Source organism: Paenibacillus sp. FSL E2-8871, assembly GCF_038000345.1.
GTDB lineage: Bacteria > Bacillota > Bacilli > Paenibacillales > Paenibacillaceae > Paenibacillus_AQ.
Map to the genome: position 1 here is coordinate 4,811,911 of NZ_JBBOBV010000001.1, position 13,785 is coordinate 4,825,695.

The window sequence follows — 13,785 nt, forward strand, 5'->3', positions numbered from 1 at the left end:
ATAGTGGCTGAAGAACAAAGACAGCGTCCACGTATCGTCGTTATGGGCGGTGGCACGGGGCTATCTGTCATGCTTCGCGGCTTAAAAGAAAAGCCGCTTGATATTACAGCTATAGTTACCGTAGCAGATGATGGAGGAAGCTCGGGTATTTTGCGCAGTGAACTGCAAATGCCGCCTCCTGGGGACATCCGTAACGTATTAACAGCTATGGCTGATGTAGAGCCGCTCATGGCGGATATTATGAGATATCGTTTCAACACGGGCGAAGGCTTGGCGGGTCATAGTCTTGGCAATTTAATTCTTGCTGCGCTTACAGATATATCTGGCGATTTTGTCACAGCTGTTCGTGAGCTTAGCCGATTATTTGCTGTTCGCGGACGGGTATTACCCGCTGCGGGGGATGCCGTAGTATTGCGTGCAGAAATGTCGGACGGCACGATTATCACGGGTGAATCTAAGATACCGGAAGCAGGCGGGATCATTAAACGGGTTTCTTTGGAGCCTGCTGATGTGGAACCGTTGCCTGAAGCACTTGAAGCGATTCGAAATGCTGATGCAATTCTTTTGGGTCCAGGGAGTCTATATACGAGCATTCTTCCGAACCTACTTGTTCCGAAGCTAGCAGAAGCAGTTGTATCTTCTGATGCAATCAAAATTTTTGTCTGCAATGTAATGACTCAGCCTGGTGAAACGGATAATTATACTGTAAATGACCATCTACAAGCCGTTTATGATCATATTGGGATTCATTTATTTGATTATATTATTGTGAATGACGGTGAAATTCCTGAGCAGGTGCAGTCGAAGTACGCTGAGAAGGGTGCGCGTCCGGTACAGCTCGATAAGGATGTACTAGAAGGCAGTGCATATAAAGTTATAGCGGATAAGCTAGTGTTATTCCGAACTTATTTAAGGCATGATACCGATAAGCTTAGTCATCATATCTATCAGCTTGTGCAAGATTGGATAAACAGAAACCCTAGGGTATAACTTAAAATATAAGAAAGTATAAGTTTTACACCTATACTTTCTTATATTTCTCGCTTAAACGCTTACCGTCCTCAAAAGGACGCCGAAGGCGTTTATGCTTGTATATATGAATGACGTACTTATTTTCAGAAAGAGGTGAGACCCTTGTCTTTTGCGGCCCTTACCAAAAAAGAGCTGACGATGGTGGAGAGTGAGCCCTGTTGTGAGAAGGCGGAAATGTCAGCGCTTATCCGTATGAATGGATCTGTGCAGCTTTCAAGCAAAAAGGTGATTCTCGACATTTCGACGGAGAACGCCGCGATTGCAAGGCGGGTATATTCTTTACTTAAGAAATATTACCAGGTCCATATTGAGCTACTCGTGCGTAAAAAAATGCGTTTGAAGAAAAATAACGTTTATATCGTTAGAATCCCTAGTCGCGTACAGGAAATCTTAAATGATCTCAGAATTGTGTCCGAAGGATTTATTTTTACCGACGGTATTGATAAAGAGATTGTTGGGAATAACTGCTGTAAGCGTGCTTATTTGCGGGGTGCCTTTTTGGCGGGCGGATCCGTTAATAATCCGGAGGGTTCCTCTTACCATTTGGAGATTTCCTCGATGTATGAGGAGCATTGTAAGGCGCTGGTCGATCTGGCTGGTGAATTTCACCTAAACGCACGCTGCATTGAACGTAAAAAAGGGTTCATTCTATACATTAAAGAAGGCGAGAAGATTATCGAATTCTTAAGTCTGATCGGGGCGCATCAAGCGTTGTTCAAATTTGAGGATGTAAGAATTATGCGTGATATGCGTAATTCCGTGAATCGGATCGTGAACTGCGAGACCGCGAATCTCAATAAAACGATAAGTGCCGCGGTGCGGCAGATTGAGAATATCAAACTGCTGCAGCGAGAAGTGGGGCTGGAGAGCCTACCGGATAAACTGCGGGAAGTTGCAGAAATTCGAATGGCACATCCAGATATCAACCTTAAAGAGGTTGGTGAAATGCTGAAAGGTACGGTTAGTAAGTCCGGAGTAAATCATCGTCTTCGTAAGATTGATGAACTGGCGGACAAGGTTCGAGGCGGCTAGTCACTTTTTTTCTAGTGTGGTTTACGTTATAATGATATAATAATATAAAATTAATGTGAAATTTTTGGGGAGAACTCAATTAGGGGGTAAGCGTTTCATGACAAAGCACCCGGTAGTTGTTCGGTTGAAGACAGGGCTACACGCTCGACCGGCAGCATTGTTTGTGCAAGAAGCTAACAAGTTTTCGTCGGAGATTTTCGTGGAAAAAGACGATAAAAAAGTAAACGCCAAAAGTATTATGGGTATTATGAGCCTAGCGATCAGTTCCGGCACGGAGATCTATATCAGCGCGGATGGTGCAGACGCGGATCAAGCTGTAAACGCTTTGACGAGTCTCGTTAGCAAAGAAGAGCTTGAGAACCAATAATCTTTTGAAATGACTTTCTATCGCATGACTAAAAAGCCCATGGGGGCTTTTTTTTATACCAAAAAATAGATTTAGTTGTGCAACATTTACCAAAAAGACTCGTCTAGAGGATAATAACAAATCACAAAGGATGAAAGGGGCTGGCAATATGAAAGGTTTGGTAAAGAAGATTGGTTCAGTGTTGATTGTAGGGAGTTTGTTAATTGGAGGGATTAGCATGAGTGGTGTCTTCCAAGGCCCTGCAAAGGCTTACGCAGATGAAGTGCAGAAAAATGTCGTTAGTGTAGTAGGTAAAGGTGAATTGTCCATCAAGCCGGATATTGTATACTTGTCCATCGGTGTGGATACTACGGCTACAACTGCGCAAGAAGCGCAAAAGACAAATGCTGCTAAAATCCAAAAGATCACTACACTACTGAAGGGGACTTGGAAAATCGCAGATAAGGATATTCAAAGTACCCAGTTCTATGTGCAACCCAACTACAGTTATAGTGAAAAAGAAGGACAGCAAGTGAAAGGATACAACGCGAATCATACACTGTTAGTGTCCTATAGAGATCTGACCAAGGTTGGTGAATTGCTAGACGCTGCATCTGCGGCGGGGGCAAATAATATCGGAAATGCACGTTTTTCCGTGGAAGATACTTCTGCCTTTGAAGCTCAGGTGATTGAAAAGGCGATGGCGAACGCAGATGTTAAAGCAGGTGCTATTGCTAAGGCAGCTAAACGTAGCTTGGGTCAAGTAATCACGGTCAGCCAAAATGATGGCAATGTCACTCCGGTTTATTTTGAACAAAATCTAAAAATGGAAATGGCTGCAGCAGATGCTGGTGCAAGCACATCCGTTCAACCGGGAGTAGTTAAAGTTACAACACAGCTGAGCGTAATGTATGAATTGAAATAGTAGCAGAACAAGATGATTGCAGAGAGGAGAGGTGATCTTCCACTAGTAATAGTGGGGGGCGCCTCTTTTTTTGTGTAAATTCCCCAAGATTAGGTTTAATAAACTGGAAAGGAGTGGGAAAACAAGATGATGAATATTTCAAAAGAAACAGTACGCAAATGGGGCATAGGTTTGATGTCGGCGGGATTATTGCTTGGTGGAGGATTACTGCCTAGTGATAAGGGTTATGCAGCGTCTGATCAGACGAAGAGCAAGGCTATTGCTGCAAGTATTTTTTTAAAGGCGAACGGGTTAATTTCTCAGCAGACAGGTATTTTGCAGGAAGGGAAGGTCTGGATTCCGATTACCTTTATGCGTGATGTGCTGCAATTACCTCTAACATATGATAAAAAAGAAAATGCATACACGATCGGAAAGGGAACGTCTAAGGCCAAGTTGCTGTTATCTAGCTATGGTACTTCAATTTGGGTGAACAATTATTACATTCGAGAGTATGAAGGAAAGCTAATAAACAACCGGCTCTATGTTCCATCAGGTCTGTTAAATGATTATTTGGGCTATAAAGTGGATTGGAGTCGGGGCTCTAGTAGGTTGAATGTGGTGAATAGATCACAGAATGCGTTGATAGTAACCACGGAGATCTATGCTAAGGATCGAAAAGAGGCTTTGATCCAGCTTGATTATCCGAAGTTTAGTGGATTAAGCAATTCCAATGCACAGCAGGCCATGAATGATATTTTAAAAGAAAGTGCCATGAAATTCGCTGCAGGCGCAGAGAAGGATATCTCGAATCGATCCGGGTCAGAGCCTAAGTATACCTATGATATAGATTATGTGGTGACCTACAATCAGAATGGTGTGATCAGCTTAGTGATGTCACAGTATAGCGATACGGGCGGCGCTCATGGTATGACCAATCGGGAGGCGTTTACCTTTTCGCTCAAGGATGGCAAACGTCTGCTGTTGGGCGACCTGTTCGGAGCTAACCCAAACTACAAAAAAGAGTTGAATGCTAAGTTGAACAAGCTAGTAAAAGCGGAGGAAAGTTATTTGGGAGGGTTCAACGGATTGAATACGGAAAAGTATTTTTATCTGAAGGATGATCAGGTCGTGCTGTTCTTCCAATTGTATGAATACACAGCTTATGCTGCGGGATTCCCGGAATATCCCTTTACTTTCAAAGAACTGTTGCCGGAAGGCGGTAGCCCATTTGCTGCTGTAAAATAAATAGAGAAGTTGTAACCGCTAGTGTCACCACTGGACATCTCCCCCTTACCAGAATCACCTCGAATTCATATGCTAAATGGAGTAACTAGTTTATGAACGGGGGAGAGCTATGAGCTATGAATACACTGCAATTGGCGATTCCTTGACGACTGGATTTGGCGCTCTGCCAGGTAACGGTTTTGTACCGGTGTACCGTAGAATGGCGGAAGGGAGACTGCGTTCTAATGTAGCCTCTACGAATTTGGGCGTGAATGGATTGACTACTTCTGAACTGGAACAGCGGCTACGGGGGAGTGCAATGACTCGCGAAGCCATTCGAGCAGCCGACATCATCACTCTATCCATCGGTGGCAACGATTTAATCCATGCTGCGAAGGCTGCAGCTAGACAACCTGAAAATTTATCTAAAGAGCTGCGAAGATCATTGCAAGAATGCAAACAAAATTTTGCTGCAATTATGAGTATCCTCTTCCAATTGAAGACGGGAACGCGTAGACCTTTTATCATTCGGATTGTGGGACTGTATAATCCTTATCCTCAGGTAGTGGGTGCTACAGAGTGGGTGCGGCAGTTTAACCGCTATGCCTCACAGTACAGTAGCCGAGTATGTGGGTTTGCTTCTATCTATAGTGAGTTTGCAGGAAATGAGAGAGGGCTATTATCGATTGACCACTTACATCCGAATGGCCGAGGCTACCGTGTGATTGCTGAGAAACTCGATGCGCTTGGATATGGCGGTTTGATTTAATTGAGATTCGTATGAAGTGGTGGTCTGAAAAGTAAAGAGGCTGTGCGCTAACCATCAAGTGGATAGGGCACAGCCTCTTTGTGTTGTTTTATAGCTTACACACCGCTAGGCAGTGTTTTCTCGATGACTTTATCAACGATACCGTAAGTTGCCGCATCTGCAGCAGTCATGAAGTAATCACGATCTGTATCCTTCTCAATACGTTCTAGCGGTTGACCCGTACGTTCTGCAAGAATACGATTCAACTTATCACGCAATTTGAGGATACGGCGGGCACGGATTTCGATATCCGTTGCTTGACCTTGAGCACCACCCAGAGGTTGGTGAATCATGATCTCACTGTTAGGCAGTGCGAAGCGTTTGCCTTTAGCGCCAGCGTTAAGTAGGAAAGCTCCCATAGAAGCTGCCATACCCACACAGATGGTGGAAACGTCCGGTTTAATGTACTGCATTGTATCAAAAATAGCCATACCTGCAGTAATGGAACCGCCGGGGCTATTCACGTAAAGGTGAATGTCCTTCTCCGGATCTTCGGCAGCCAAGAACAGCATTTGTGCGATGATAGAATTGGCTACCACGTCATTAACCTCCGTTCCAAGGAAAATGATGCGGTCCTTCAGCAGGCGGGAATAGATGTCATAAGCGCGCTCACCGCGGTTGCTCTGTTCTACTACCATAGGAATATAACTCACGTGGAAAACCTCCTTGATATTGGTTCTTCAAATGTATTCATTTTTACTCTTGCCGTATTACCCACATGATAAACAAATTCAAACAAAAAGTCAAAGAAAGTCAAACTTATATTCAAAAAAAAGAGCCGACACGCGGCTCTTTGGTTAAGTAGTAGTATAGGCACTACTAAATTATGTACAAAAGTGAAATTAATGGCGCGCCCGCCAAGAATCGAACTTGGATCTCAGGCTTCGGAGGCCTACGTCATATCCATTGGACCACGGGCGCAACAAAAATGATTATAATACAATTTCTGTGCAATTGCAATGAATTAATATTACTGTACACAGGCTCTATCCCTAGTCTTCAAGGTGGACAAGCGGACATTGTGTTTCAATCAGCGAAAGAATCCGGATTGTTAATGACAGGTTTTTTGGAGCTGAACCTCTTTCCCAATCTTATAAATGTATAAGAAGACAAGCGCTTGAGAATTCTACTCTCGGAAGACTTGCACTTCGAGCAATATTTGGTTAGAATATGAGTGGGACTTAAAAAGTTTACCCGGGACATTTTGAGACCATGAACAAGGGAATAGAGGAAGACGAAGTTGCAGGAGTGAAAGTATGCGTAATTTATTAGATATCCAAAAGCAGCTTCTGCCTGATCTCATGGAAACCCTTAAGAGACGGTACACGATTCTTCATCAGATCATGCTGTCCGATATAATTGGGCGCAGAACGCTTGCCGCTTCGCTTGATATGACTGAGCGGGTACTGCGTGCCGAGACGGATCTTCTGAAATCGCAAGGGCTCATTGAGATCGAGAGCGTTGGCATGCGCATTAGCGCTGCTGGACGTAGACTGCTTGATTTGCTAGAGCCGGTCGTTAAGAGCCTGTTTGGTCTGGATGAGCTGGAAGAGAAAATTCGGGCAACGTACGGTCTGGATAAAGTTATTGTGGTGCCGGGTGATTGTGAGTCATCGCCGTTCACCAAACGTGAGCTTGGCCGAGCGGGTGCAAAAGCGCTGCTCAGTGTACTTCGTACAGATGATATAGTTGCTGTCACAGGTGGATCAACGCTTGCCGACATGGCTGATCAACTGACACCGCCGTTATCCCTTTCCTATAAGAACGCTTGGTTTGTTCCGGCGCGTGGTGGATTAGGAGAGAGTATGGAGATTCAAGCCAATACGATTGCTTCAACAATGGCAAAACGGGTAGGAGCGAATTACCGGTTGCTGCATGTACCTGATTTACTTAGTGGGGATGCCTACCAGTCACTAGCACTTGACTCTAATATTGGAGAGATTGTACAAATCATCCGCAGTTCGCGTATTATTGTACATGGGATTGGGGATGCCATTGAAATGACTCGTCGCCGCAAGCTGGATGAGGCAACTGTCTCAGAAATCCAGGGTGAGGGAGCCGTGGCTGAATCCTTTGGGTATTACTTTAACGAAGATGGTCAGGTTGTCCATACGATGCTTACGATGGGACTACGTCTAGAAGATATTGTTCGGACGGAGACAGTCATCGGTATTGCTGGAGGCAAACCAAAGGCCAAAGCCATTCATGCCATGCTGCGTTTCGGGCAGGAGAATATACTCGTCACCGACGAGGCTGCTGCTGTGGAAATCGGCAAGGAAATTGATAATCAGTTACAGATATCCTCGTAACTCACTAGAACATATATCTTGCATCATACTTAACATTGTTGTCATGACAGGCTTCACGGTCTGTTTTGAATAAATAAAACGAATTCTAGGAGGAACTATTCAATGAGTGTAAAAGTTGGAATTAACGGATTTGGACGTATTGGACGCCTTGCTTTCCGCCGTATTCAAAATGTAGAAGGTATCGAAGTGGTAGCAATCAACGACTTGACTGACGCTAAGATGCTTGCTCATTTGCTTAAATATGATACAACTCAAGGTAAATTCCAAGGTGATGTTGAAGTGCATGATGGCTTCTTCAAAGTCAATGGCAAAGAAGTTAAGGTTCTTGCTAACCGCAACCCTGAAGAATTGCCATGGGGCGACCTAGGCGTTGATATCGTACTTGAGTGCACAGGTTTCTTCACAACTAAAGAAGCTGCTGAAAAACACTTGAAAGGTGGAGCTAAGAAAGTAGTTATCTCCGCTCCAGCTACTGGCGACATGAAAACTGTCGTTTACAACGTTAACGATGACATTCTTGATGGTACTGAGACTGTTATTTCCGGCGCATCTTGCACAACGAACTGCCTAGCTCCAATGGCAAAAGTATTGAACGACAAGTTCGGTATCGTTGAAGGCTTGATGACTACAATTCACGCTTACACTGGTGACCAAAACACTTTGGATGCTCCACACGCTAAAGGTGACTTCAGACGCGCTCGTGCAGCAGCTGAAAACATCATTCCTAACACTACTGGTGCTGCTAAAGCAATCGGTCTTGTTATTCCAGAACTTAAAGGTAAATTGGATGGTGCGGCTCAACGTGTTCCAGTTGCAACTGGTTCCCTGACTGAGCTTGTAACTGTTCTTGATAAGAGCGTTACTGTTGAAGAAATCAACGCAGCAATGAAAGCAGCTTCCGATCCAGACACTTATGGTTACACTGAAGATGAAATCGTATCTTCCGATATCAAAGGTATGACTTTCGGATCCCTGTTCGATGCTACACAAACTAAAGTATTGACTGTTGGCGACAAACAACTCGTTAAGACTGTTGCTTGGTATGACAATGAAATGTCCTACACTGCACAATTGGTTCGTACTTTGGAGAAATTCGCTAAAATCGCTAAGTAATTGACTTGATATAAGTAACATCTATAGAGCGGAAACAGAAGTTCCTTGTTTCCGCTCTTTCTAAATGTATTTCTTGTTTCCTGCTAGAAACAACTTTGGGTGTGGAGGAATTAATCATGAACAAAAAGAGCGTCCGTGATGTAGAAGTAAAGGGTAAACGCGTATTTGTACGCGTGGATTTCAACGTACCTGTAGAAGACGGTAAGATTACTGATGATACTCGTATTCGCGAAACCCTTCCAACCATTAAATATTTGATTGAGAACGGTGCAAAGATCATTCTTGCGAGTCACATGGGTCGTCCTAAAGGTCAATTCGTAGATTCCATGCGTTTGACTACTGCTGCTGAACGTCTGTCCGAGCTTCTCGGCAAACCAGTAGCTAAAGCTGACGAAGCTGTTGGCGAAGCTGTCAAAGCAAAAATTGCTGAGCTAGGCGAAGGCGACGTACTTGTACTTGAGAATGTTCGTTTCTACCCAGGTGAAGAAAAGAACGATCCTGAATTGGCTAAACAATTCGCTGAACTGGCTGATTTGTTCGTCAATGATGCGTTTGGCGCGGCTCACCGTGCACATGCATCGACAGAAGGTATCGCTCATTTCCTACCAGCTGTATCCGGTCTTTTGATGGAGAAAGAATTGACCGTTCTTGGTAAAGCTCTTACTAACCCAGAACGTCCTTTCACTGCGATCATCGGCGGTTCGAAAGTTAAAGACAAGATTGATGTTATTGATAACTTGTTGTCTTTGGCTGATAACGTCCTGATCGGCGGTGGATTGTCTTATACATTCACTAAAGCACAAGGCTTTGAAATCGGTAAGTCACTTGTAGACAACGACAAACTTGACGTTGCTCTTGGATTCATCGAAAAAGCTAAAGCACTTGGCAAAAACTTCATGCTTCCTGTTGATGTTGTTGTTGCTGATAAATTCGGTGCTGATGCTAACACTAAGATCGTTAATTACAATGAAATCCCAGAAGGTTGGGAAGGACTTGATATCGGACCTAAGACTCGTGAACTTTATGCCGATATTATCAAGAACTCCAAGCTGGTTGTCTGGAATGGACCTATGGGCGTATTCGAAATCGATAAATTCGCTGAAGGTACACTTGCAGTAGCAAAAGCTTGTGCAACAACTGAAGGTTACACTGTTATTGGCGGCGGAGATTCCGCAGCAGCAGCAGAAAAATTCCACCTGGCTGACCAAATGGATCACATCTCCACTGGTGGCGGTGCATCCCTTGAGTTCATGGAAGGCAAGGCGCTTCCTGGCGTAGAAGCACTGAACGACAAGTAAGACGTATAGAAGGAGGCAATTAAATTCATGAGAACACCAATTATTGCGGGTAACTGGAAGATGTTCAAAACAGTTCCTGAAGCAGAAAGCTTTATTGCTGACATCAAAGGCAAAGCAGAAGTAGAAGGCGTTGAGACTGTTATCTGCGCCCCATTTACTAACCTGCCTGCACTTGTAGCAGCTGCAAAAGGTACAGACATCAAGATTGGCGCACAGAACCTGCACTTTGAAGATAACGGTGCTTACACAGGAGAAATCAGTGGTGTAATGCTTAGCGATCTTGGCGTAGACTATGTAATCATTGGTCACTCAGAGCGTCGTGCTTATTTTGGCGAAACAGATGAAATCGTGAATAAGAAAATGCATGCTGCATTCCGTCACGGTATCACTCCAATCGTATGTGTTGGCGAAAAGCTCGAAGAGCGTGAAGCTGATCAAACTAAAGCAGTATGTAAAGTACAAACTGAAGCTGCATTCCAAGGACTTAGTGCCGAGCAAGCAGCAAAAGTTGTCATTGCATACGAACCTATCTGGGCTATTGGCACAGGTAAATCTTCCACTTCCCAAGATGCTAACGAAGTTATTGCTTACATCCGCAGTCTTGTAAAAGATTTGTATGATGTTGCAACAGCTGAAGCTGTTCGTATTCAATACGGCGGCAGCGTGAAGCCTGAGAATGTAACTGAGTACATGGGCCAAAGCGACATCGATGGTGCGCTTGTTGGCGGTGCCAGCTTGCAGCCTGCTTCCTTCGTTCAATTGGTTGAGGGGGCGAAGTAAGATGTCAGCTCCAAGACCTGTAGCTTTGATCATCATGGATGGTTTCGGTTTGCGTGGAACATCTGAAGGTAACGCCGTTGCTCAAGCTAACAAACCTAACTATGACCGTTACTTGAAACAATATCCTAATACTACCCTTACTGCTTGTGGTGAAGCTGTTGGTCTTCCAGAAGGCCAAATGGGCAACTCTGAAGTAGGGCACTTAAATATTGGTGCAGGACGGATTGTATACCAGGATTTGACTCGTATCGATAAATCGATCCGTGAGGGCGAATTCTTCGATAATGAAACACTGGTAGCCGCAGTTAGAAATGCTAAGAACACAGGTAAAAAGCTTCATCTTTACGCGCTTGTATCCGACGGAGGGGTACATAGCCATATTAATCACCTGTTTGCTATGCTTGACCTGGCTAAGAAAGAAGATATGCACGAAGTGTATATCCATGCTTTCATGGATGGCCGGGACGTACCTCCAGATAGTGGTAAGAAGTTTGTTCAAGATCTGGTTGCTAAGATTGAAGAAGTTGGAGTAGGTACAATTGCAACGGTATCCGGGCGTTATTACGCAATGGACCGTGACAAACGTTGGGATCGTGTAGAAAAAGCCTATCGTGCTATGGTTTATGGCGAAGGACCGAAATACACAGATGCTCTGCAAGCTATCACTGCATCTTATTCAAATTCCGTGTTCGACGAATTCGTTGAACCTAGCGTGATTGTAGACAGTGAAGGCAAACCGGTAACGGCAGTAGAGAGCGGCGATTCCGTCGTGTTCCTCAACTTCCGCCCTGACCGTGCTATTCAGTTGTCACAAGTGTTCACGAATCAAGATTTCCGCGGTTTCGACCGGGGTCCTTTGTTCCCGCAAGACTTGCACTTCGTATGCCTGACTACTTTCAGTGAAACGGTACAAGGTTATGTAGCCTATTCACCGAAGAACCTGGATAACACATTGGGTGAAGTACTTGTGCAACACAACAAGAAGCAACTGCGCATCGCGGAAACTGAGAAATATCCGCACGTAACGTTCTTCTTCAGTGGTGGACGTGATGAGGAACTTCCAGGAGAAACTCGTATCTTGATCAATTCTCCTAAAGTGGCAACCTATGATCTTCAACCTGAGATGAGTGCTTACGAAGTGGCTGCAGCCTGCGTAGCAGAAATCGAAGCGGAAAGACAGGATGCTATTATTCTTAACTTTGCAAACCCTGATATGGTTGGACACTCCGGTATGTTGGAGCCAACAATCAAGGCTGTAGAGGTAACAGATGAGTGTGTAGGTAAAGTAGTGGACGCAGTAGTTGCCAAGGGTGGCGTTGCGATCATTATCGCCGATCACGGTAATGCAGACATGGTATTTGATGAGAACGGTCGTCCGTTCACAGCTCATACCACTAACCCGGTTCCGTTCATCCTTACGGATGAAAATGTTGTATTGCGCGATCGCGGTATCCTTGCTGATGTAGCACCAACCATTCTGGATCTGATGGGAATTCCGCAACCTGCGGAAATGACTGGTCAATCCATGATCGCTAGTCGCAAATAAGGAAACAATACCTAAGATTAAGCTTCAACAATCAAAAACCAAAACATTGTTTAAAGGAGATTAACTAAAATGACTATTATTTCTGATGTATATGCTCGCGAAGTCCTTGACTCCCGTGGTAACCCTACTGTAGAGGTTGACGTTTATCTTGAATCCGGTGCTAAAGGCCGCGCTATCGTTCCTTCCGGCGCTTCCACTGGTGCTCATGAAGCTGTAGAGCTTCGTGATGGTGACAAATCCCGTTACATGGGTAAAGGCGTTCTGAAAGCTGTTGAGAACGTAAATGAAATCATCGCTCCAGAAGTTATCGGTATGGACGCTCTTGACCAAGTGGGCATCGACAAATTGATGATCACTTTGGACGGAACTCATAACAAAGGTAAATTGGGCGCTAACGCAATCCTAGCTGTATCCATGGCCGTAGCTCGTGCAGCAGCAGCAGCATTGGATATTCCTTTGTACGTATACCTGGGCGGATTCAACGCTAAAACTCTTCCAGTACCAATGATGAACATCATCAATGGTGGTGAGCATGCGGACAACAACATCGACGTTCAAGAGTTTATGGTTCTTCCTGTAGGAGCTCCAAGCTTCAAAGAAGCTCTTCGTACAGGTGCTGAAATCTTCCACAACTTGAAATCCGTACTTCAATCCAAAGGCCTGAACACAGCTGTTGGTGACGAAGGTGGTTTCGCACCAAACCTTGGTTCGAATGAAGAAGCAATCACTACAATCATCGAAGCTATTGAAAAAGCTGGTTACAAACCAGGTGTTGACGTATTCTTGGGTATGGACGTTGCTTCCACTGAGTTCTACAAAGACGGTAAATACACCCTTGCTGGCGAAGGTAAATCTTACACTTCCGCTGAGTATGTTGACCTTCTTGCTTCATGGGTTGAAAAATATCCTATCATCACAATCGAAGACGGTATGTCCGAAGACGACTGGGATGGTTGGAAATTGCTTACTGAAAAATTGGGAGACAAAGTTCAATTGGTTGGTGACGACTTGTTCGTTACAAACACTGAGCGTCTTGCAACAGGTATCGAAAAAGGTATCGGTAACTCCATCTTGGTTAAAGTTAACCAAATTGGTACATTGACTGAAACTTTCGATGCTATCGAAATGGCTAAACGTGCTGGTTACACAGCAGTTATCTCTCACCGTTCCGGTGAATCCGAAGATAGCACAATCGCTGACATCGCTGTTGCGACTAACGCTGGTCAAATCAAAACAGGTGCTCCTTCCCGTACAGACCGTGTGGCTAAATACAACCAATTGCTTCGCATCGAAGACGAGTTGGGTGAATTGGCTCAATACAACGGCCTGAAATCCTTCTACAACCTTAAAAGATAATTCACGTCTCTAAAAAGCCTATAAAGGGCCTGCC

At 44.5% G+C, this 13,785-nt stretch carries 13 protein-coding genes and 1 tRNA gene; 12 read left to right on the forward strand and 2 right to left on the reverse strand.

Annotation, left to right across the window (positions count from 1 at the left end):
* Positions 1–42: 42 nt before the first annotated feature.
* From NYE25_RS21910 to NYE25_RS21935, 6 genes are all read left to right on the forward strand, one after another.
* Positions 43–990 (forward strand): gluconeogenesis factor YvcK family protein, encoded by a 948-nt coding sequence (locus NYE25_RS21910; RefSeq protein ID WP_179085868.1) that lies wholly within the window; start codon positions 43–45, stop codon positions 988–990.
* Between the two features lie 144 nt (positions 991–1,134).
* The gene (whiA, locus tag NYE25_RS21915) at positions 1,135–2,064 is read left to right on the forward strand and encodes a DNA-binding protein WhiA (RefSeq protein WP_042123310.1); all 930 of its coding nucleotides are present in this window, start codon (positions 1,135–1,137) and stop codon (positions 2,062–2,064) included.
* Between the two features lie 97 nt (positions 2,065–2,161).
* Positions 2,162–2,431: an HPr family phosphocarrier protein gene (locus tag NYE25_RS21920; protein ID WP_036687106.1), complete on the forward strand. Its 270-nt coding sequence runs from the start codon at positions 2,162–2,164 to the stop codon at positions 2,429–2,431.
* A 148-nt stretch (positions 2,432–2,579) separates the two neighbouring features.
* Positions 2,580–3,335, forward strand: a complete 756-nt coding sequence (locus NYE25_RS21925; protein WP_042184030.1) for an SIMPL domain-containing protein — start codon at positions 2,580–2,582, stop codon at positions 3,333–3,335.
* A gap of 126 nt (positions 3,336–3,461) precedes the next feature.
* Positions 3,462–4,562 carry a PdaC/SigV domain-containing protein gene (locus tag NYE25_RS21930; RefSeq protein ID WP_341146814.1) on the forward strand — a complete coding sequence of 367 codons (1,101 nt, stop codon included), beginning with the start codon at positions 3,462–3,464 and terminating at the stop codon, positions 4,560–4,562.
* A gap of 109 nt (positions 4,563–4,671) precedes the next feature.
* Positions 4,672–5,310 carry a GDSL-type esterase/lipase family protein gene (locus tag NYE25_RS21935; protein ID WP_341146815.1) on the forward strand — a complete coding sequence of 213 codons (639 nt, stop codon included), beginning with the start codon at positions 4,672–4,674 and terminating at the stop codon, positions 5,308–5,310.
* A gap of 95 nt (positions 5,311–5,405) precedes the next feature.
* On the opposite strand, the gene clpP is transcribed toward NYE25_RS21935, so the two are convergent.
* Together clpP and NYE25_RS21945 are read right to left on the reverse strand one after the other, a co-directional pair.
* Positions 5,406–6,002: an ATP-dependent Clp endopeptidase proteolytic subunit ClpP gene (clpP, locus tag NYE25_RS21940; RefSeq protein ID WP_060626469.1), complete on the reverse strand. Its 597-nt coding sequence runs from the start codon at positions 6,000–6,002 to the stop codon at positions 5,406–5,408.
* 193 nt (positions 6,003–6,195) lie between these two features.
* Positions 6,196–6,270, reverse strand: a tRNA-Arg gene (locus NYE25_RS21945).
* Positions 6,271–6,605: 335 nt separating this feature from the next.
* On the opposite strand from NYE25_RS21945, the gene NYE25_RS21950 reads away from it, so the two are divergent.
* The 6 genes from NYE25_RS21950 (at position 6,606) to eno (ending at position 13,751) form a co-directional block, all read left to right on the forward strand.
* On the forward strand, positions 6,606–7,658 hold the full coding sequence (locus NYE25_RS21950; protein ID WP_042123320.1) for a sugar-binding transcriptional regulator: 1,053 nt from the start codon (positions 6,606–6,608) through the stop codon (positions 7,656–7,658).
* 102 nt (positions 7,659–7,760) lie between these two features.
* Positions 7,761–8,771, forward strand: coding sequence for a type I glyceraldehyde-3-phosphate dehydrogenase (gene gap / locus NYE25_RS21955; protein WP_036687120.1), 1,011 nt, complete (start codon positions 7,761–7,763; stop codon positions 8,769–8,771).
* Positions 8,772–8,887: 116 nt separating this feature from the next.
* Positions 8,888–10,069 (forward strand): phosphoglycerate kinase, encoded by a 1,182-nt coding sequence (locus NYE25_RS21960; RefSeq protein WP_042184036.1) that lies wholly within the window; start codon positions 8,888–8,890, stop codon positions 10,067–10,069.
* Positions 10,070–10,096: 27 nt separating this feature from the next.
* A complete protein-coding gene (gene tpiA / locus NYE25_RS21965; RefSeq protein ID WP_042123325.1) occupies positions 10,097–10,849 on the forward strand; it encodes a triose-phosphate isomerase in 753 nt (250 codons plus the stop codon).
* Position 10,850: 1 nt separating this feature from the next.
* Positions 10,851–12,395, forward strand: coding sequence for a 2,3-bisphosphoglycerate-independent phosphoglycerate mutase (gpmI, locus tag NYE25_RS21970; RefSeq protein WP_042123328.1), 1,545 nt, complete (start codon positions 10,851–10,853; stop codon positions 12,393–12,395).
* A gap of 69 nt (positions 12,396–12,464) precedes the next feature.
* Complete coding sequence (eno, locus tag NYE25_RS21975) at positions 12,465–13,751, forward strand: phosphopyruvate hydratase (protein WP_042123330.1); 1,287 nt, start codon at positions 12,465–12,467, stop codon at positions 13,749–13,751.
* Positions 13,752–13,785 lie beyond the last annotated feature (34 nt).

Bases quoted from the DNA above. Each gene is read 5' to 3' on its own strand.
- NYE25_RS21910 (WP_179085868.1), top strand. From the start codon at position 43: ATGGGCGGTGGCACGGGGCTATCTGTCATGCTTCGCGGCTTAAAAGAA.
- NYE25_RS21920 (WP_036687106.1), top strand. From the start codon at position 2,162: ATGACAAAGCACCCGGTAGTTGTTCGGTTGAAGACAGGGCTACACGCT.
- NYE25_RS21925 (WP_042184030.1), top strand. From the start codon at position 2,580: ATGAAAGGTTTGGTAAAGAAGATTGGTTCAGTGTTGATTGTAGGGAGT.
- NYE25_RS21930 (WP_341146814.1), top strand. From the start codon at position 3,462: ATGATGAATATTTCAAAAGAAACAGTACGCAAATGGGGCATAGGTTTG.
- NYE25_RS21935 (WP_341146815.1), top strand. From the start codon at position 4,672: ATGAGCTATGAATACACTGCAATTGGCGATTCCTTGACGACTGGATTT.
- NYE25_RS21950 (WP_042123320.1), top strand. From the start codon at position 6,606: ATGCGTAATTTATTAGATATCCAAAAGCAGCTTCTGCCTGATCTCATG.
- gap (WP_036687120.1), top strand. From the start codon at position 7,761: ATGAGTGTAAAAGTTGGAATTAACGGATTTGGACGTATTGGACGCCTT.
- NYE25_RS21960 (WP_042184036.1), top strand. From the start codon at position 8,888: ATGAACAAAAAGAGCGTCCGTGATGTAGAAGTAAAGGGTAAACGCGTA.
- tpiA (WP_042123325.1), top strand. From the start codon at position 10,097: ATGAGAACACCAATTATTGCGGGTAACTGGAAGATGTTCAAAACAGTT.
- gpmI (WP_042123328.1), top strand. From the start codon at position 10,851: ATGTCAGCTCCAAGACCTGTAGCTTTGATCATCATGGATGGTTTCGGT.
- eno (WP_042123330.1), top strand. From the start codon at position 12,465: ATGACTATTATTTCTGATGTATATGCTCGCGAAGTCCTTGACTCCCGT.